The following is an 18599-nucleotide window of genomic DNA, read 5'->3' as shown; positions in this document are numbered from 1 at the left end:
CGTGGGCTGGCGCGCCTTTGCGCCTCTTTGACCGAGCCGTGGCCTGGCTATATGGCAAAGCGAAGCAGCAAGACGAGCAGAACGCCGGCGCGTATGCGAGTTGCGCGCGTGGGCGATGGCATCGTGCGCGCCAAACTGCCCAACGGCCTGCGCGTGATTGCCAAGGAGATGCACGCTGCGCCGGTTGCGGCGCTGAGCGTGTGGTATCGCGTCGGCTCACGCAACGAGCACAGCGGCATCACCGGCATCTCGCACTGGGTGGAACACCTGATGTTCAAAGGCACCCGCCGGTACTCCGAATTCGACCTCGACCGCTTGATCAGCCGCAACGGCGGGGTGAATAACGCCTTCACCTGGCTCGACTTCACGACGTACTACGAGACCCTGCCCGCGGATAAACTCACATTGGCTTTGGATCTGGAAGCCGACCGCATGACGAATGCGCGCTTCGACAGCCGCGCAGTGGCGCTCGAACGCGACGTCATCCTGAATGAGCGGCAGATGTACGAGAACAACCCCGCCTTCCGGCTGGGCGAGGAGATCCAGGCTGCGGCGTTCAAGGTGCATCCCTACGGGCACGAGATCATCGGCTATGCGTGTGACTTGCAAGCGCTCACGCGCGACGATGTGTATGCTTACTATCGGCGGTATTACGCGCCGAATAACGCGGTGATCGCCGTCGCCGGCGATTTCGACGCGCGCGACATCCTCGCGCACATCGAGCGCCGCTACGGCCGGCTCAAGCCGGCGCCGCCGGCGCCCGCGGTGGCCGCTGTTGAGCCGCCGCAGAGGGGCGAACGTCGCGTCGTGGTGCGCGGGGAAGGCGACACCGACTATCTCACCTTGGCCTTTCACGCGCCCGCAGCGACGCACGCGGACTACATGGCGTTCGTCGCGCTCGACGCAGTGCTGTGCGGCGCAAACGGATTATCTTTCTTCGGCGGAGGCGGCAACAATCGCAGCAGCCGGCTAAGCAGGGCGTTGGTGGATGGCGGCTATGCGGCCGATGTCAGCGGCAGCCTCGTGCCCACCCTCGATCCCTTCCTCTACACCTTGCAGGCGACGGTGATGGCCGGCCGAGAAGTCGCCGAGGTGGAGGCGAAAGTGTGGGCCGAGCTGGATCGTGTCCGGCGCGACGGGGTGACGCGCGCCGAGCTGGACAAGGCGATCAAGCAGACGCGGGCGCAGTTGGTCTTCAGCACCGAAACGGCGACCAGCCAGGCGTTCTGGCTGGGTTTCAGCGAGGTGATCGCGGATTACACGTGGTTCACCACCTTTTTAGAGCGGCTGATGCGGGTGTCGCCGGAGGATGTTGTTTGCGTCGCCAATCGGTATCTCACGCGCGACAACGTGACCGTCGGCTGCTATCTGGGGCAGGACAAGGCGAATGGCAGCGCATAGAGCAGCTTACAACACGCCGACGCATCGGTCGAGGCCGCGCGGCCAGCGGGCTCGGTCTCGCGCGCGCCTGCCCGCGCTACCTCACAGCGGGAATGTGACCTGCTTTTCGCTGGCCAATGGGGTCAACCTCTACGTCTACGCGAATCCCTCCAGCCCGTCTGTCGTAGTCAACGGCTATCTGGAGGTCGGTGCGCTCGACGAGCCGAGCGCGACAAAGGCGGGCTTGGCCGGCTTTGTGGCCGATTGCCTGATGCGCGGCACGCAGCGTCGCACTTACGCGCAAATCTACGAGCAGATCGAGGCCGTGAGTGCCAGCCTCAGCTTTTGTAGCGGCATGTTCACGACCAGCTTCTTCGCCAAGAGCCTGGCCGAGGATTTGCCCCTGATGCTCGATTTGTTAAGCGATGTCATTCGTTGCCCCACCTTCCCCGAATCCGAGGTGGCTAAGGAGCGCGCCGAATGGCTCACCGACTTGCACGAGCGCGCGACGAGCACCAGCGCCATGTGCGGCCTGGTGTTCAACGCGCTGTGCTATCCGGAGGACCATCCCTTTCACTATGCCACAGACGGCTACCCGGAGACGGCGCAAGCGATTACGCTGGACGACGTACGCCAGTTTCATGCGACCTTCTACGCGCCGGCTGGTATGGCGATCGTGATCGTCGGCGCGGTAAAGGCTGAGCAAGCGCACGACCTGGTCACGGCTCACTTTGCCGACTGGTCGGCGGCGCGGCCGGCGCGCAGCGTGAATCTGGAGGTGCCGCCAATCGCCGAGCGACGCCGCAAGCATGTACACATCCCCGGCAAGAGCCAAACCGCCATGCTCCTCGGCCGCCCCGGACCGTCCCAGCTCGATCCCCAGTGGCTGGCCTGCACCCTGATGAACAGCGTCTTCGGCCAGTTCGGCCTGTATGGCCGGCTGGGTGAGCGCATACGCAAGGAAGAAGGGCTGGTCTACCACATCGGCAGCCGATTCGAGGGCGGGCTGGGGCCGGGGGCCTGGAACGTCTATGCCGAGGTGCATCCGGGCACGGTGGATCGTGTGGTCGAGATCGTGCGCGCCGAGATGCGCCGCATACGCGAACACAAGGTGAAGCCGGCCGAGCTGGACGACAACAAAGCTTACTTTGTGAGAGCGCTGCCGCTACGGATGGAGACCAACGAGGGCATCGCCAGCCAGATTCTCAACATGGTGCGTTTCCGTCGCGGGTTGGACTGGCTCCTGGAGTATCCGGATCGCGTGTACGCGATTACTGCTGCGGATGTCCAGGCGGCGGCGCAGCGCTGGCTCGATCCGGATCACTACGTCCTGGCGACGGCCGGACCTGAAGTTGAAAACGGAGCGTCGAGCGCAGAGGGATTCAGCGTGCATGTTGACGACCGGCGTTGACATCATTCACATCCCGCGCGTCGAAGAAGCGGTGGCGCGCTATGGCGATCGCTTCTTGCGACGCGTATTCACGCCTCACGAGTTGGCGTATTGTCGGGGACGCATCCCCGAGTTGGCCGCACGGTTCGCGGCGAAGGAAGCCGTGTCGAAAACGCTGGGGGTCGGCATGCGCACGCTGTCGCGGCACGGCATCGGTTGGCATGACGCAGAGGTGATCAACGGGCACAGCGGCAAGCCGGGGGTGCACCTGCATGGCCGCGCGGCGCACCTTGCCGCTGAGCTTCACCTAACGCAATGGGCGTTATCGCTCTCGCACGAGCGAGAATATGCTATTGCGTTCGTCGTGGCGATGTGAGCGACATTCGGTGTGTCTAGAACCTCAAGCGCGCAACCAGGGTCGTGACGGCAATGGCTAACCCGACGATCGGGATCAGGGCGAAGAGGAAGCCGGGTGACCCGGCCAGCAAAGCGAACAGCGCCGGCAACACCGCAAAGTACGCCGCGCCGATCACCATCGCAATGGCCGCGACCAGCCAGATGTGTTGGCCGCGGTCCTTGCCGTTGACGCGCCGAATGGCCTCGGCGACCAGGCTGCCGGCGGCCGGCCCCACGAAAATCGTGAGGATGAGCGCGAAGAAGCCGATGCGCCCGACGAATTGCAGCACCAAACCGACGCCGACGCCCAGGACGAACGCGATCAGCGCGGCGAGGATGTATTGCTTCGGCCCAGCGGTGTAGAACGTCGCGATGCGCGCCTTGACGTAGTAGGGACATACATAGCCGGTTGGCGTGCGCTGCGCATCCTTGACGGCCAGCGGCCGGTTGCACTTGGCGCAGCGCAGCGTGGATGGCGCTGTGGCCTGGTAGTTGCCGGGGCAGTCGAACGCAGCCGGCGCTTCGGCCGTCGGCGCGGTAGTCGCGTAGGTCATTGCAGACCAATCCTAAGCGATAAAGATAAGCAGCGCATGAACGCGCCCATGCGCTGCCCTTACGCCCGAGCTTGTCGTGTCTCGCGGATGACGTCCAGCATCGCGGCGTGGATTAGGCCGTTGCTGGCGACCACTTGTCGGCGCGCGAACATCTCCTGGCCGCCGTCGAAGTCGGTCGCCACGCCGCCGGCTTCGCGCACGATGACGATGCCTGCCGCGATGTCGTGCGGCTGAATCTTCAGCTCCCAGTAGCCATCCATGCGTCCGCAGGCGACCCAGCACAGGTCGAGCGCAGCGGAGCCGACGCGCCGCACCTCCTGGGAAGCGCGTTGGAAGGCCAGAAAATAGTCGAAGTTGTTCTCCTCGCTCTCGCGGCGGTCGTAGGGGAAGCCGGTGTTGAGCAGCGCGTGGGCGAGGGGGCGAGTGTCCGAGACGCGGATCGGCTGGCCGTTCAGCGTCGCGCCTAATCCATGCGCTGCCGCGTACAACTCATCGCTCATTGGCGCGTAGACCACGCCGAGCGCGGGCACGCCGTTCACCAACAGCCCGAGCGATACTGCGAACACGGGGAAGCGATGGGCAAAGTTCACCGTCCCATCCAGCGGATCCACCTGCCACTCAAGTTGGCTATGAGCAGTCGAAGGTCGCGCAGGCGGTGCGCCGTCGGGATTGCTGCGTGCTGCGTGCTCGATGGGCATCTCATACGCGCCGCCTTCCTCGCCGACGATGCGATGATCGGGAAAGGCGCTCTGCAGCGCCTCGACGATGAAGGCTTCGCTGCGGTGATCGAATTCGGTGACCGGATCGGTGTCGCGCGATTTGTAGCGCACGGCAATGCCTTCGCGCTGCGCTTCGATTTGCCGCAGGCCCTCGCGCAAGATGGCGCCGGCGCCGCGCGCGATGGTGGTCGCCTGGTGGAGGATGAGCGCGAGGTCGCGCGCAGCGATCTCGGGTGAAGGGGTGTGGCGAAGCGGTGACGGGTTCATCATGTGTGACGGCGCGATTCTACTCGCCGGCGCACGGTGTATCCTTTGCGCTCATGCGTGTTGTCCTGCAGCGCGTCAAACATGCCTCGGTCACGGTAGGGGGGCAAGTCGTTGGTGCCATTGGGCGCGGCGTGGTGTTGCTGGTGGGCGTTGCGCATGACGATACGCGCGAATCGGCGGAATGGATGGCGAAGAAGATCGCCGGCTTGCGCGTCTTCCCGGCGCTCGATGCCGCGTCGCACTTCGATCGCTCGCTGTTGGATGTCGGCGGGGCTGCGCTGGTTGTCAGCCAGTTCACGCTCTTCGGCGATGCGCGCAAAGGACGTCGCCCGGATTTCACGCGGGCGGCGCGGCCTGAGGTCGCTGCGCCGCTTGTCGCCTATTTGTGCGATGCCCTGCGCGCGCACGGTGTGCCGGTTGAACAAGGCGTATTCGGCGCCGATATGCTGGTCGAGTTGGCGAACGACGGGCCGGTCACGCTCATCCTGGACACGCCCGCGCCCCGCAGCGCATAAGCGTTGCACAAGGGTTGCCTTTTGCTACACTCTGATTGATATCCTCATCTTCTCGTCGCGATCAAAGGACAACGACAATCTATGACTATCGTTCGACTTGGCATCATTGGCGTGGGCAGCATGGCCCGTTACCACATTCGACAAATCCTCAAGCAGACCGATACGACCCAGATCACGGCGCTGTGTGAGCCGCATAAAGACAACTATGCAAAAGCGGCAGAATTGTTCGAGCAAGCCGGCCAGCCCGTGCCCCCTTGCGAGCCTGACTTTGAAAAGTTTTTGCAGAAGCACGGCAAGCGCATTGATGCAGCGTTCATCGTCACTCCCCACAACCAACACTTCCCGCAAGCCAAAGCACTGCTGGAGGCCGGCAAAGATGTGTTGGTGGAAAAGCCGATGGTGATGAACACCTCAGAAGCCAAGCGGCTGATCCGAGTGCGCGACAAGACTAAGCGACTGCTGGCTGTCGCGTTCAACGGCAGCATGTCGCCTTCCATTCGCAAGGCGGCCGCGATGTTGCGCTCCGGCCAGATGGGTGCGGTGTTGACCGTTAGCGCGAACGTCTGGCAGAGCTGGGAGCAGGGCACGCGGGGCCTGTGGCGGCAGGATCCGAAGATCTCCGGCGGCGGCTTCATGTTCGATACCGGCGCGCATCTGCTCAACACCGTGGCCGACCTGCTGGGCGAGCCGTTCAGCCAAGTAGCGGCGTTCATTGACAAGCGCAACACCCAAGTGGACATTCTGACCGTCGCAATTGCCCGCACCCGCTCCGGCACGCTTGTGACGATCAATGGTTGTGGCGCATCGCCAGTCACCAACTCCGACGTCAAGCTGTTCTGTGAGAACGGCCTGATACAAGTGGGCGTGTGGGGCGATTACTTTAACTTGCAGATGAAAGGCGAGCCGGAGCTTAAGCCGGTCGAGTTGCCGCCGAGTCTGGGTGTCTGGGAGACCTTCATCAAGGTGCGCAACGGTGAGATCGAAAACCCTAGCCCGGCAGAGAACGGCTTGCGCATGATCCAGCTCTGGGACGCCATCAAGAAGAGCGCCCGGCAGGGTGGGGCGGTTGTAGAGGTTTGACCTGCGAAAGCTGTGGGGGGCACACGGCGACGTCCGCAGAGAGGTTGCCTGGTGTCTCTGCGCGGCGCGCTAGTATTTGCGCACCACGGCGCGATAGCTGAGCGGCTGACGCGTCTGGAAGATCTGCGTCTCTTCGCGGATGCGGCGCGATTCGTCCAGGTTGAGCTTGGCGACAATGTAGCCTTCCGTCGTCTCGTCCAGGTCTACGATCACCTGACCGCGCGGGCCGACGATCATGCTTTCGCCCGCAAAAGTGGTGGCCGGTTCCTCGCCGACGCGATTGGCCGCGCACACGAAGCATGCGTTCTCGGCGGCGCGGGCCGATATGAACGTGCGCCATTCCTCGGCCCGCGCATTGTCCCAGGCGGCGCTCACCAGGATCACTTCGGCGCCGTCCAAGCACAGCGCGCGCGTCCCTTCCGGGAAGAATACGTCCCATCCGACTTGTAGACCGACGGCGCCTGCGGCGATCTCGGCGACCTCCAGGCGAAAGCCGGGGCGGAACAGCATCTGCTCTTCGCCTTTGAGGTGGATCTTGCGATACTGCGTCACCACGTCCCCTTCCGGCCCGATGAGCACAGCGGAGTTGAACAGGATGCTCTCGACGCGCTCTTTGCTGGCCATCCCGAAGGCGATGTGCACGCCCTGTTCGTTTGCGCGCTGGGCCATGACGTTGGTGGAAGGGCCGGGCACGCGCTGGGCGAGCTGCGTGAACTTGACGCCGCACTCATAGCCGGTCGTGGCCAGCTCGGGGAAGACGATCACATCCACCTTCTGTGCGCTGCTGATTTTGCGCACGAAGTCGGACATCTTGGCCAAGTTCGCTTCGGGTTCGCCCAGCTTGGTATCCATTTGGACGACGGCGACGGTGATCTCTCGCATGACAACTCCGATTGAAAAGCAAGGTGCAGGGTGATGGTGGGTCGAACTTCTGTTCTGAATGGATTGTAACCTACCTCCGCCGATAGCGTTGATAAAATCTCGAGCTATGAGTCAAACAACCTTCGCGCCGCGGCCGATTAGCGCAGAAGCCGCGCATGCCAACGAGAACCGCAAGTTCGGCATGTGGCTCTTCCTGAGCTCTGAGTTGCTGATCTTCGCGGGCTTGATCGGCGCATTTGTCCTCACCCGCCGGAACGCCTTCCAGAATGGTCTGGAGTGGTGGGAGCCGAATGCGTTTAGCTTGGCGCTCGTCAGCATCAATACCTTTATTTTGCTGGCCAGCAGCTTGATGGTGGTCCTCGGCATCGAAGCGATTCGCGTTGATCACCTGCGCAAGCTGCAGCGTTACCTCATCCTGACGGCGATCTTGGGCGCAATGTTCTTGGGCGGCCAGGCCATCGAGTACTCACTGCTGATCTTCGAGGAAGGTCACTCGTTCGCCGATCCGTTCGGAACGGCCTTCTTCACCCTCACCGGCATTCACGGGTTGCACGTGTTCGTCGGCGTGCTTTGGTGCCTGATGACTTTGCTCGTCGCCCGGCGCGGCACGTTCTCATCCTACAACTACACCACCGTCGAGATCTTCGGCTTGTATTGGCACTTTGTGGACCTGATCTGGGTCATTATTTTCACTGTGGTCTATCTGACCAACTGAGGGGGCCCTATGGCGAATGCTCCTGCTCCACACGACCACGCCGGCGCGCATCGCAGGCACACGAACCCTGTCCTGGTCTTCGGCATCTTGACGATCGCCACCATCTTGGAAGTCGTCGTCACGCTGTTTCACTTGCCGCAAAATGTGATCGTGCCGATCTTGCTGGCGATTGCGTTTGTGAAGGCCGGCCTGGTCGCAGCGTATTACATGCACCTGCGTTACGAGAAGTGGATTTACACGGCCATCTTCATCACGCCGGCGCTGTTCGCCGTCTTCCTCATCTTTACGCTCGCGGTCGGATGAGGTGAGGGGTTAGAGTAACCCCGCAGCTCGCGCGCGGGCCAGTACGTTCTCGGCTTGCTTGATGATTGGCCCGTCCACCATGCGCCCTTCCAGGGCGAACGCGCCCACGCCGGCGTTGGCCTGCTCGTGGGCGGCTTGCACGATGCGCTGCGCGCGGGCGATCTCCTCCGGCGACGGTGCGAAGGCGCGGTTGACTATGCTCAACTGCCGGGGGTGGATGACCATCTTGCCGGTGTAGCCCAGTTGCCGTCCAAAGCGGCACTCTTCCTCCAAGCCGGACAAGTCGTTCAGGTCGAAGAACACGATGTCAATCGCCTGCAGCTTATAGGCGGCGGCAGCGATGACCACTGCGCTCCGCGCGTAGAGCACCTCGATGCTTGACGGCGTGCGCACGGCGCCGACATCGGCCGCCAGGTCATCGGCGCCGAAGATCAACGCTTGCAGCGGCGGGCCGAGCCGGGCGATCTCGTGCAGGTTCAACACGCCCTGGGCCGTTTCGATGATGGCCAGGAGCGCGATGGCGCCGGCCTCGATCCCATGTCGGCGCGCTTGCGCTGCGATCAAGTCCCGCGCGGCGGCTAGGTCTTCGGCGCTGTTCACCTTCGGAATGACGTAGCCATCCGGCCGGCCCAGGATGGTCTCGGCCACATCGTCGGCGAAGAATGGCGTCTGCCAGGCGTTGGTGCGCACCAGCCGTTCGCGGCAGCCGAAGTTCATCGTCTGGAGCGCCTCGCGCGTCGTGCGGCGCGCCATCGCTTTGTTGGCTGGCGCGACGGCATCTTCCAGGTCCATCACGATGCTGTCGGCATCGAGCTGCTGAGCTTTCTCGATCTTGCGCGAGCTATCGCCGGGCATGAACAGGAGCGAACGTCGTAGGGGGAACATGGATGGTGACTGGCGACCGGATGACCCAATAACTCAGGCGGTCGGATCTATCGGCTTCCGTTTGCGGAACAGCGCGGTGCGCTCGAACTCGATCACGATTTCGCCGCGCTGGTTGCGGCCGATGTGGCGCAGGCGCACGACGCCGGCGCCGAGGTTCGACCGGGAGTCGCGCTTGCTGAGCACCTCGCTCGTCACGTAGAGCGTGTCGCCGTGGAACATCGGCCTCGGGTGCTGGACGTTGTCGTAACCCAGGTTGGCGATGATCGTGCCGGCGGTCAGGTCGGCCACCGTTAACCCCACCGCTAGGCCGAGCGTGAGCAGGCCGTTGACGATGCGCGCGCCGAACTGCGTCTGGGCGGCGAAATGCTCGTCCAAGTGCAGCGGCTGCGTGTTCATGGTGAGCGCGCAGAACAACACGTTGTCCGCTTCAGTAACCGTCCGGCCGAGCGGATGCTCGATGCGCATCCCGACCTCGAGTTCTTCGTAGTATTTGCCGGCCATCTGCGTCGGGATTTTATAATGCCGGCAGCTCAACGAAGGCTTTAATCCACCTTAACTTCATCTTAACCGAGCCGTGCTAACCTGAAAAAGGTGTATGGTAGCCATCGGCCGTAAGCCACCTAAGCCTAAGCAGCGCTCTGTGACGATGCGCGAGCACGCCTTCGCATACGCACTACTTGCGCCGGCGCTGCTGCTCTTTCTCGCATTCACCGTCTTCCCGATAGGCTTTGGGTTTTACATCAGCCTGCACAACTGGCGATTGGGGCCGCGCGAGTTCCTGGGCCTGGGCAACTATCTGCGCGCGTTGACCCCCGGTTCGGAGTTCTGGCCTTCACTCGGCGCGACGTTGACCTACTCGTTGCTCGCCGTGCCCTTTCAGATCAGCATCGCGCTGACGCTGGCGTATTTGCTCTTCCAGAAGATTCGCGGCAAATCACTCTTCCGGGTGGTGATGTTCTTGCCTTGGGTGACCTCGACCGTGGCGACGGCGGCGGTGTGGGCGCGGCTGTATAGCCCGGATATCGGTCTGATCAACAGCGTCCTTCGTGGGTTGGAGCTGCGGCCGTTGCGTTGGCTGCTGGAGGACAAGGGCGTATTCACTTTGATTGCCAATGGGCTGGGCGTCACGCTGCCGGACTGGCTGCGCGGGCCAAGTCTGGCCATGGTCGCGGTGGTGATTTACACCACATGGGTGTTCGTCGGCTATAACATGACGTTGTTCCTGGCCGGCCTGGGTAACATCCCCGGCGAGATGTATGAGGCGGCCAAGATTGATGGCGCCAACGGCTGGCAACTCTTCCGCCATATCACCTGGCCGTTGCTCTCGCCGACCACGTTCTTCGTCGTGCTCATCACGGTGATCGGCACGCTCAAGGCGTTCAACCACATCTGGGTGATGACCCAAGGCGACAACGGCACGCAGACGGCCAGTATCCTGATCTATCGCCAGTTCTACGAGTTCCAGCGCGCCGGCTATGCCAGTGCGCTCGCCTTCCTACTGTCCGCGGTGATTTTGCTGGTCACCATCCTGCAAAACCGCGCTGCTGCTGAGCGAGTGAACTATTAAGCCATGGCTACCGCAACGGCTGCCCCACTTGCGCAAGTCAAAACGCGCCACGCGCCCGGCCGATCGCTGAAACGGGTGAATCCGCTGATCTATCTCGTGCTGATCATCGTCGGCGTCGCCTCGCTGATCCCGTTCCTGTGGATGGTGCTGACGAGCGTGAAAGACTATGGCGACGTCGTCTCCCTCAAGTTCTGGCCGTGGCCGCCGCTCGGCAATTCCGCGCCGCGCTTCGACAACTTTGCGGAGGCCATCCGCTTGATCGGCGTGGATCGAGACACCGGCCTGCCGATGTTCTTCCGCCACGTGCTGAACACAGCGCTGGTGACGGCCATCGTCATCGCTTCCTCAGTCACCACATCCGTATTGGCAGCCTACGCTTTTGCCCAGTTGGACTTTCCGGCCAAGAACGTCCTTTTCATCCTGGTGCTGGCCACCTTCATGATCCCGGAGGAGCTGATTCTGGTGCCGCGCGCGGTGATGATGAACAAGAACTACCTGAACTGGTACAACACCATGCCGGCGATGGTGGCGCCCTTTTTGGTGAACGCCTTCGGCATCTTCTTGATCCGGCAATTCTTTCTGCAAATTCCCCGTGATTTGTACGACGCCGCGCGCATAGACGGCGCCGGCCACATGCGCTACCTCACCACTATCATGATCCCGCTTGCCCGCCCCGCCATCCTCACGCTGGCGCTGCTCGAGTTCATCTGGACGTGGAACGAGTTCCGTTGGATCCAGCTCGTCACCTCCAGCTCGAATATGCGCACGGTGTCGGTTGGGCTGGTGGGATTCTTACACACCGAAGGCGGCGCACAGACGCAACTGGCCATGGCGGTAGCAGTCATGGTCGTGCTACCCGTGGTCGTGCTGTATTTCTTCACGCAGCGCTACTTCACCGAGGGCATCACAACGACCGGCCTGAAGGGCTAACTCGCAGTCAGGGGAGGTGATGATTATAGGCTTATCACGTATGGTGGACGTCGTAATTCGCAACCGATGACTGACGATCAACGTATGGATGACTGGCAGGGTTCCAGCCGGTCATTGACGATGACCGATACCTATTCGCCGACAACAGACAACTCAATCATAGACTCACTTAAGGAGGAAAACCCGTGATACGTAAACTTATTCCGTTTGTAGCTGCGGTGGCCGTGCTGATGGCGGCCTGCGCCGCGCCGGCCGCACAAGCGCCCGCGCCTACCGAGGCCCCGGCGCCGACGAAAGCGCCCGCGCCCACTGAGGCCCCAGCGCCGACGCAAGCGCCCGCGCCCACTGAGGCCCCGGCACCAACGCAAGCGCCCGCACCGACGGCTGAGCCGTCCACCGGCGTAGATGCGATCACCCTGAGCAAAGATAACCCCACGGAGATCCTGTTCTGGCATCGCTACTCCGGCAGTGCGCAGCAGTTCGTCGAGCAGTTCGTCGAGAAGTTCAACGCCGAGAACGCGTTCGGCATCAAAGTGACCGTCGAGAAGATTGACGGCAGCTACGCCGATCTGTACAGCAAGATCAATGCTGCGATTGAGGGCGGCACACCGCCGAACATCGCTCAGGCTTATCAAAACCAGGCCTCGTTCTATCGCCTGGACGGCAACGTGATTGACCTCGCGCCGTTCATCACCAGCAAGAAGTATGGCCTGACCCAGGCGGAGATTGACGACTACTTCGCCTTCTTCCTGGAGAGCGACAAGAATCCGCAGTTCCCCGGCGAGGTGCTGGGCTGGCCGACCAGCCGCTCCGCCGCCGTGCTCTACGTCAACCTAGACTGGTTGAAGGAACTGGGTGCCGAAGCGCCGCCGAAGACTCTGGCCGAGCTCGAGGAGCTGGCCTGCAAGGCATCCGATCCAGCCAATGAGCGCTATGGCCTGGCCTGGCAGAACGACATCAGCAACTTTGCGGCCTTGGTGTTCGCCAACGGCGGGCGTGTGTTGAGCGAAGATGCCAAGAGCTACGTATTCAATAGCGAAGCCGGCGTCGAGGCGTTGTCGTTGCTCAAGCGCTTGTTTGAGAACAAGTGCGCGGTTGAAATTCCCAGCGCCGAGCGCAACGGCGAGCAGACGCGCTTTGCCGCCCAGAAGGTCTTGTTCACCATGTCCAGCAGCACCGGCCTGCGCTTCTACGCCGATGCCGTGGCCAAATCCGACAAGCCCTTCCGCTTTACCTACGTCATGTTCCCGCAGAAGGATCCGGCCAAACCGGTCGTGGATATCTACGGCGCCTCGTGGTCGGTGTTCAAGAGCACGCCGGAAAAGGAGCTGGCCTCGTGGCTGTTCCTCAAGGCGTTCACCGAGCCTGACAATATCGCCGGCTGGGCCAATGCTTCAAGCTATATGGCGGTGCGCAAGAGCGCTGCGCCCAAGGCGATCGAAGCGGTGAAGGCTGATGAGCGCTTCAAGGACTTCCCTGAGGCTGCCGAAGCCTACGCGCGCTTGTACGACATGGTCGCCTATGGCGCGGTCGAAGCACCTGTCGCCGGCTATGATCCGGTGCGCAAGCTGATGAGCGAGGTGGTGACGGCTGTGGCCATCAAGGGCGAAGGTGACGTGAAGGAGGCCCTGGACAAGGCCGTCGCCGAAGCCAACGCGGTGCTGAAGGAGAACGCCCCCAGCGGCTACTAGTTAGTCGAACTTGGGATGCCTGCTCTGTGATGTGATAGGGAGGCCGTTCTCGGCCTCCCTGTGCTCTTTCCGGCGCCTCGCCCATGGCTCGCGCCCCATGCGTTGTCGCCTCATGCGCGAGTCCGGCGCGAGCGCAGTCGCCGAACGTTTGAACGCGTGCACCGAATCAGAGGCTGGCCGCGATTGCCCGCATGATCGCCGTTACAGGCCAGATCGCTTCAGGTGGTCTGGCTGCCGCTGATGGCTCCAACGGCCCGCAGCAGCTCGGCATCGTCGGGATAGTCGCCGGCATGCTTGCTGTAATAGGCGAAGCTCACGCGCCCATCTTCGCCGATCACGAACGTGCCCGGCATCTGGAAGGGGTCGCCCACCGGTCTGCCGATGGGCAGCCCATCGAACTTGCCCCCCAGCGCCGCCTGTGCGCCTTTCAGCCAAACCGCCGGCCCGAACAACTGGTCGGTGTTGCCGCGCGCCAGGCCGTAAGCGCGGTACGAAGTCGCCTCCGGATCGCAGAAGCAGCGCAGGCCGGGGGCGCGTTCACCGCAGAATCGCTCGGTCTCCTCGGGCCGGCCCATCGTCACGACGACGACCTGCGCGCCGGCCGCTTCGATGCGCGAGTTGAGCTTGGCCAACCTGGCCAATTCCGACCGGCAGAACACTCAGCCAAAATGGCGCAGGAAGACCAGCAAGACGCGCCCTTGTCGCAGCAACTCCGCCAGCGTGACGCGCTCGCCGGTGGTTTTGGTTAACGTGATGTTCGGGGCGACAGCGCCCACCTGCAACCGTGGGCTGATCGCGGGTCGTTCACTCATCGGCAGGTCGTAATCTTAAACCGGTTCGGCGCCTGGCTCAGCGCCGGCGCGTCCATTCACTGTGCGCATACTTCGTGGCGCGCAGCTCTTCTGCGCAGCACAATTCCTCCGCCGTCAACACGCCGACGATGAATCGGATGTCCAGCGCCTCGGCGAAGGCGCGCCGATATGCCTCGGCAACTGCGTCCCACGACACAAGCCGCCCCAGCGCGTCCTGTAACGTCGCCGCATGGGCGCGCACCTGCGCCGGCGAAGGGGCGTCGCGCAGATAAGCGCAGATGCGCGCGATGTCGCCGCGCAGCGGCAAGCTGCCGTGTTGGAGCACGCCGTCCACGCGTCGCCACTGCGCGCTGCCCACCAGCTTCCGGCCGGCGCCGACGACTTCATAGTCGCTGGGCGCTTCGAAGCACACCGGCCCTTTGGCTTTGTCCTCTTTGGCCACGCGGTTGGCGCCGACGTCTGGCACGCCCAGCAGACGCAATGCGCCCATAATCGCTTCTGCGATGCGCCGATACGAAGTCATGAGGTCGCCTTCGGCGATTGGGTGAGTGATGGGCAGCGATATGCTGTAGGTGAGCTCGTCGGCGTGCAAGATCGCCAGCCCTCCGGTGGGCCGGCGCACGATGTCAATGCCGTCGGCCCGACAACGTGCCTCATCAACGGAGTCAATGCGTTGTGATTGGCCCAGGCTGATAGCCGGCGGCTCCCAGCCGTAGAGCCGGAGCGTGGGCGGTTGTCGCCTGGCGCTCACCGCCCGCGAGATAGCCTCGTCGCGGGCCATGTTCGTCGCGCCGTCATGCGCGCCGTCGTAGATCAATCGAAATTCGAAAGGCATAGCAAGGGGTGTGGCGTCGTGGGCATCGAAAAGGGGTCGGAAGTGTCTCTGGCCTTGGGAGGGGCACGGGTCTATTGATGCTCACGACATGATTCAAGTCCCTGCCTGCGCCAGCCTGACCAGCGTGCGCACGCCGTAGCCCATCGCGCCTTTGACCAGATAGCCTTTGTTCTCGCTGCTGAACATCATGCCGGCCATGTCCACGTGCGCCCAGGGATACTCGTCCGGGCCCTCAACAAAGCGATACAGGAAGTAGGCCGACGTGCCTACCCCACCGACGCGCCCGCCGCTGTTTTTGATATCGGCATCGTCGCTCTTGATCTTGTCGCCGTATTCGGGATAGAGCGGCAGGCGCCACATTTTCTCGCCTGCGGCCTCGGCGGCGCACAGCACGGCATTGGCCCAGGCATCGTCGTTGCTGAACAGGCCGGCTGCGACGCCTTCGCCTAGCGCGACAACGCATGCGCCGGTCAGCGTGGCCAGGTCCACCACCCCGCGCGGCTTGAAGCGCTTGACGTAGTGCAGCGCGTCGGCCAGGATCAAGCGCCCTTCTGCGTCGGTGCTGATGATCTCCACCGTCAGCCCGTTCATCATCGTGATCACGTCGCCGGGGCGATAGGCCCGATCGCTGGGCATGTTCTCCACCAGTGGCATCACGCCGATGATGCGTTGGGGAAGATTGAGGCCGGCGATGGCTTGCATCGCGCCAAACACAGCCGCAGCGCCGCTCATGTCGGCCTTCATGCTCTGCATGTTCTCGCTCGGCTTGATGGAGATGCCGCCGGTGTCGAAGGTGACCCCTTTGCCGATAAAGACGAGGGGACGCGAGTCGGCAGTGGGCAGATTAGCGTTGCCGGTGCGCGGTTGGTGCTCTAAAACCACGAAGCGCGGCGGATGCGCGCTGCCCTGCGCCACGGCCAGCACGCCGCCCATGCGTTCCTGAGCAATATCGGCTTCGCTGAGCACGCTGCATGTCAGGCCGACGCGCGCGGCCATCGCTTGCGCGGCCTGAGCGAAGGTTTCGGGATATAGCGCGTTCGGCGCGCGATTGACCAGCGTGCGCGCTGCGTTGACGGCCTCGGCGACGATCTGACCAGCGCGCACACCGGCTTCGATCTCGGCCAGCTTGGCGGCATCGTATTCGACGATGATCAGTTCCTCGATCACCCGGTCATCGTTCTTCGATTTGTGTTCGCGGAACTGATACGCGCCCATCAACGCGCCCTCTACCGTGGCCTGTGCGGCCTCGCGCGGCTGTAGCCCGCCGATGCCGCTGCCGTGCACAATGGTCGCGACGCGCCGGCAGCCCAGGTCGCGCGCCTTGCGCACCGCCGAGCCGCTGGCCTGTCGAGCGCGATCGAGGGTGAATTGCTCGCGCGTACCCAGTCCGGCGACGATGACGCGCGGGGCGGGGATCAGGCCGGCGGTGTACACGACGGCGACTTCGTTCAACTTGCCGGTGAAGTCGCCCAACTGAATGAGTTTGCTGATTGCGCCATTGCCCGACACGCCATCGGATGAGCCGAGCGCTGCATCCACCGCGCCGGTTGCGCCGCCCGGCGCGGTCACGCCCTCGAACAGGTTGACGATGACGGCATCGGCGTTGATTGTCTGAATCTGCTTGTTGACGACGGCGACTTGCATGATGGGGATTGTAGCGCTGCCGCGCGCGACGATTCATGCCAGGGCGCACAGTTCGCGGTATTGCTGCAATAGCGAGAGCGCCTGAGCCAATCGTTCGCGGTTGCGCGGGTCGTTCGTCCAACGGCTGACGCCGCTGGGGTGGGGCAGCGGAACGCCTCTTCGCTAAAGCCGGCTTGCGCAAGCCAACGAAACAGCACACGCCCGGCCTGGCCGCTGAAGGGGTTGCCGTGCGAGCGCGATGCCGCCGCCAGCGCCTGGCCCACCAACATCATCATCCTGGGGCGCGTAGTCGGCCGGTTGACGACGATGGGCGACGGCGTGACGAAAAAGCCCGGCCTCGGCGCAGGCGCGGCACGAAGCGGTCTCGGCATGCAGCAGGGCCAGTGCGCGCAACATCGCCGCTCAGGTCAGCGTCTTCTCGACCGGTCGGCGGGCGGCGGCTTTGAACGCGCGCGCATAGGTGTTCTGCATCAGCACGGCGTCTTCTTCCAGGTTGGGGGTCTCGCAGAGCACACGGCCCGCTGCGCCCAGATCGGCCAGCGCCCTGAACAGCGCCTTGTATTGAATATCGGATTCGGCCAGGTTGAGGTGGCGCTTTTCACCTTTGGATGTGTAGGCGATGCCGCTGAAGTGGATGTGCATGTGCTTGAGTCCGCGCTCGCCCAGGCCGGCGGCGATCAGCCGCAGGGCGTCGGCGAATTCGTCATAGGAGTTGAACGAGCCATCGCCCGGCCGGGCGTGCAGATGCGCGAAGTCCACACACGGCAGGACGTTCTCGATCTCGCGGCTCCAGTTGATGGTTTCCTCCAGGGTGCCGAGCATGGCACTTTTGCCCATCGTTTCGGGCCGTAAGAGGACGTTGACTTTTTCCTTGCGCAGCGTCTCCGCGACTTCGCTCAGCCGTTCGAGGGCAAGGCGGTAGGCCGCTTCCGGGGCGCGCTTCATGTATGCGCCGGGGTGAAAGATGATATCGGTAGCGCCGGCTTTGGCGCCCGCCCGTGCAGCAGCCAGCAGCCGTTCGCGCCCCGCGGCCCACATTTCGGACGTGGCGTTCAGGTTGATGTAGTAGGGCGCGTGCACGCTGATCGCCACGTCGTATTGCTCGGCGGCTTGACGGATGCGCGCGCAGGCGTCTTCGCTCACCCGCACGCTTTGCACCCAGGCTAGTTCGAGGGCGGAGAGTCCCAACTCGCGGATGCGTTGAACGCCGCCGGCGCTGCCGCCGTGCTTCGGCGCGCTGAGCGGCGTGCCGACGGTGCCGAAGCGGAAGGGCAGGTCGAGGTGTGCGGCTTTGCTCATGCCAGGGATTGTAATGGGGGTGTGGCCAGCGCCGATTGCAGGCTTGAATTATCATCGCGATGGAATGCCCGTCGTTCGTCGCCGTGTCCCGTCATTGCAAGAGGAGCGCGCGTTGCGGCGCGCCGGATATCGCCTGGTGGCCGGTGTGGACGAGGCCGGTCGCGGCGCATGGGCCGGGCCGGTGGTGGCTGCTGCCGTGATTTTGCCGTGCGATCGTCGCACACCAGCCCGGTTGCGCGGCGTGAACGATTCCAAACAGCTTACGGCGGCGCAGCGCAGCGCCATGCGCGAACAGATCCAGCGCGTCGCGATAGCCTGGTCGGTCGGCAGCGCCAGCAGCGCCGAGATTGACGCGCTTGGCGTTGTGGTCGCGACTCGGCTGGCGATGGCGCGCGCCATCGCCGGGCTGCGTGTTGTGCCGGATGCGCTGTTGATTGACGCGGTGAATCTGCCGGAGTTGCCCATCGTCCAGCGCGCCTTCGATCACGCTGACGGCATCAGCCTGTCCGTCGCGGCTGCCTCCATCCTGGCCAAAACATCGCGCGATGCGATGATGTGCGCGCTGGATGCGTCGGTAGCCGGCTATGGCTTTGCCAGCCACAAAGGCTACGGCACGCGCGCCCACGCCGAAGCGCTGGCGCGACTTGGGCCATGTTGGGCGCATCGTTGCAGCTTTAAGCCGGTGGCCGCGCTGTGCGCTCGCTCCCGTCCGCTGACGGCTGATTGTTGAATCGC

At 63.4% G+C, this 18599-nt stretch carries 22 protein-coding genes; 11 read left to right on the top strand and 11 right to left on the bottom strand.

Annotation, left to right across the window (positions count from 1 at the left end):
• Nucleotides 1–93: 93 nt before the first annotated feature.
• The 3 genes from GXH28_RS04235 to acpS all read left to right on the top strand — a co-directional run bounded on the left by GXH28_RS04235 (nucleotide 94) and on the right by acpS (nucleotide 3146).
• Nucleotides 94–1401, top strand: a complete 1308-nt coding sequence (locus GXH28_RS04235; protein ID WP_169237764.1) for a M16 family metallopeptidase — start codon at nucleotides 94–96, stop codon at nucleotides 1399–1401.
• Nucleotides 1402–1495: 94 nt separating this feature from the next.
• Nucleotides 1496–2791, top strand: a complete 1296-nt coding sequence (locus tag GXH28_RS04230; protein ID WP_169237763.1) for an insulinase family protein — start codon at nucleotides 1496–1498, stop codon at nucleotides 2789–2791.
• On the top strand, nucleotides 2772–3146 hold the full coding sequence (gene acpS / locus GXH28_RS04225; protein WP_169237762.1) for a holo-ACP synthase: 375 nt from the start codon (nucleotides 2772–2774) through the stop codon (nucleotides 3144–3146). The genes GXH28_RS04230 and acpS overlap by 20 nt, the downstream gene beginning before the upstream one ends.
• 16 nt (nucleotides 3147–3162) lie before the next feature.
• On the opposite strand, the gene GXH28_RS04220 is transcribed toward acpS, so the two are convergent.
• Together GXH28_RS04220 and GXH28_RS04215 are read right to left on the bottom strand one after the other, a co-directional pair.
• Entirely contained in the window at nucleotides 3163–3720 is a 558-nt protein-coding gene (locus GXH28_RS04220; protein WP_169237761.1) for a hypothetical protein, read from the bottom strand.
• Between the two features lie 59 nt (nucleotides 3721–3779).
• On the bottom strand, nucleotides 3780–4709 hold the full coding sequence (locus tag GXH28_RS04215; RefSeq protein WP_240550172.1) for an inositol monophosphatase family protein: 930 nt from the start codon (nucleotides 4707–4709) through the stop codon (nucleotides 3780–3782).
• A gap of 50 nt (nucleotides 4710–4759) precedes the next feature.
• Here GXH28_RS04215 and dtd point away from each other — a divergent pair, with 50 nt between their 5' ends.
• Complete coding sequence (dtd, locus tag GXH28_RS04210; protein ID WP_169237760.1) at nucleotides 4760–5221, top strand: D-aminoacyl-tRNA deacylase; 462 nt, start codon at nucleotides 4760–4762, stop codon at nucleotides 5219–5221.
• Between the two features lie 81 nt (nucleotides 5222–5302).
• Nucleotides 5303–6301, top strand: coding sequence for a Gfo/Idh/MocA family protein (locus GXH28_RS04205; RefSeq protein WP_169237759.1), 999 nt, complete (start codon nucleotides 5303–5305; stop codon nucleotides 6299–6301).
• A gap of 69 nt (nucleotides 6302–6370) precedes the next feature.
• Here the strand turns inward: GXH28_RS04205 and GXH28_RS04200 are convergent, their stop codons facing one another.
• Entirely contained in the window at nucleotides 6371–7183 is an 813-nt protein-coding gene (locus tag GXH28_RS04200) for a carbon-nitrogen hydrolase family protein (protein ID WP_169237758.1), read from the bottom strand.
• Nucleotides 7184–7289: 106 nt separating this feature from the next.
• On the opposite strand from GXH28_RS04200, the gene GXH28_RS04195 reads away from it, so the two are divergent.
• Together GXH28_RS04195 and GXH28_RS04190 are read left to right on the top strand one after the other, a co-directional pair.
• On the top strand, nucleotides 7290–7898 hold the full coding sequence (locus GXH28_RS04195; RefSeq protein ID WP_169237757.1) for a cytochrome c oxidase subunit 3: 609 nt from the start codon (nucleotides 7290–7292) through the stop codon (nucleotides 7896–7898).
• A 9-nt stretch (nucleotides 7899–7907) separates the two neighbouring features.
• Nucleotides 7908–8201: a cytochrome C oxidase subunit IV family protein gene (locus GXH28_RS04190; protein WP_169237756.1), complete on the top strand. Its 294-nt coding sequence runs from the start codon at nucleotides 7908–7910 to the stop codon at nucleotides 8199–8201.
• A gap of 9 nt (nucleotides 8202–8210) precedes the next feature.
• Here the strand turns inward: GXH28_RS04190 and GXH28_RS04185 are convergent, their stop codons facing one another.
• Both GXH28_RS04185 and GXH28_RS04180 read right to left on the bottom strand, forming a co-directional pair.
• The gene (locus tag GXH28_RS04185; protein WP_169237755.1) at nucleotides 8211–9086 is read right to left on the bottom strand and encodes an HpcH/HpaI aldolase/citrate lyase family protein; all 876 of its coding nucleotides are present in this window, start codon (nucleotides 9084–9086) and stop codon (nucleotides 8211–8213) included.
• Nucleotides 9087–9119: 33 nt separating this feature from the next.
• Nucleotides 9120–9587, bottom strand: a complete 468-nt coding sequence (locus tag GXH28_RS04180; RefSeq protein ID WP_169237754.1) for a MaoC family dehydratase — start codon at nucleotides 9585–9587, stop codon at nucleotides 9120–9122.
• Between the two features lie 145 nt (nucleotides 9588–9732).
• Here GXH28_RS04180 and GXH28_RS04175 point away from each other — a divergent pair, with 145 nt between their 5' ends.
• The 3 genes from GXH28_RS04175 (at nucleotide 9733) to GXH28_RS04165 (ending at nucleotide 13274) form a co-directional block, all read left to right on the top strand.
• Nucleotides 9733–10653 carry a carbohydrate ABC transporter permease gene (locus tag GXH28_RS04175; RefSeq protein WP_240550182.1) on the top strand — a complete coding sequence of 307 codons (921 nt, stop codon included), beginning with the start codon at nucleotides 9733–9735 and terminating at the stop codon, nucleotides 10651–10653.
• Nucleotides 10654–10656: 3 nt separating this feature from the next.
• The gene (locus GXH28_RS04170) at nucleotides 10657–11583 is read left to right on the top strand and encodes a carbohydrate ABC transporter permease (RefSeq protein ID WP_169237752.1); all 927 of its coding nucleotides are present in this window, start codon (nucleotides 10657–10659) and stop codon (nucleotides 11581–11583) included.
• 185 nt (nucleotides 11584–11768) lie between these two features.
• Nucleotides 11769–13274 (top strand): extracellular solute-binding protein, encoded by a 1506-nt coding sequence (locus GXH28_RS04165; protein ID WP_169237751.1) that lies wholly within the window; start codon nucleotides 11769–11771, stop codon nucleotides 13272–13274.
• Between the two features lie 218 nt (nucleotides 13275–13492).
• Here GXH28_RS04165 and GXH28_RS04160 read toward each other — a convergent pair whose 3' ends face one another.
• From GXH28_RS04160 to GXH28_RS04140, 6 genes are all read right to left on the bottom strand, one after another.
• On the bottom strand, nucleotides 13493–13933 hold the full coding sequence (locus GXH28_RS04160; protein WP_320447912.1) for a peroxiredoxin-like family protein: 441 nt from the start codon (nucleotides 13931–13933) through the stop codon (nucleotides 13493–13495).
• Complete coding sequence (locus GXH28_RS04155; RefSeq protein WP_169237749.1) at nucleotides 13934–14086, bottom strand: hypothetical protein; 153 nt, start codon at nucleotides 14084–14086, stop codon at nucleotides 13934–13936. It abuts the gene before it with no gap.
• A 37-nt stretch (nucleotides 14087–14123) separates the two neighbouring features.
• On the bottom strand, nucleotides 14124–14921 hold the full coding sequence (locus tag GXH28_RS04150; protein ID WP_169237748.1) for a lipoate--protein ligase family protein: 798 nt from the start codon (nucleotides 14919–14921) through the stop codon (nucleotides 14124–14126).
• Between the two features lie 93 nt (nucleotides 14922–15014).
• Nucleotides 15015–16565: a leucyl aminopeptidase gene (locus GXH28_RS04145; protein WP_169237747.1), complete on the bottom strand. Its 1551-nt coding sequence runs from the start codon at nucleotides 16563–16565 to the stop codon at nucleotides 15015–15017.
• Complete coding sequence (locus GXH28_RS16945; RefSeq protein WP_445082641.1) at nucleotides 16487–16834, bottom strand: uracil-DNA glycosylase family protein; 348 nt, start codon at nucleotides 16832–16834, stop codon at nucleotides 16487–16489. The genes GXH28_RS04145 and GXH28_RS16945 overlap by 79 nt, the downstream gene beginning before the upstream one ends.
• A gap of 133 nt (nucleotides 16835–16967) precedes the next feature.
• Nucleotides 16968–17864: a TIM barrel protein gene (locus GXH28_RS04140; RefSeq protein ID WP_169237746.1), complete on the bottom strand. Its 897-nt coding sequence runs from the start codon at nucleotides 17862–17864 to the stop codon at nucleotides 16968–16970.
• A 64-nt stretch (nucleotides 17865–17928) separates the two neighbouring features.
• Here GXH28_RS04140 and GXH28_RS04135 point away from each other — a divergent pair, with 64 nt between their 5' ends.
• Nucleotides 17929–18594 carry a ribonuclease HII gene (locus GXH28_RS04135; protein ID WP_169237745.1) on the top strand — a complete coding sequence of 222 codons (666 nt, stop codon included), beginning with the start codon at nucleotides 17929–17931 and terminating at the stop codon, nucleotides 18592–18594.
• The last annotated feature ends 5 nt before the right edge of the window (nucleotides 18595–18599 follow it).

It is taken from the genome of Candidatus Roseilinea sp. NK_OTU-006, assembly GCF_012931985.1.
Classification (GTDB): Bacteria; Chloroflexota; Anaerolineae; order J036; family Brachytrichaceae; genus JAAFGM01.
The sequence above is the reverse complement of the archived record's forward strand: the minus strand, read 5'-3'. Positions and strand labels throughout refer to the sequence as shown.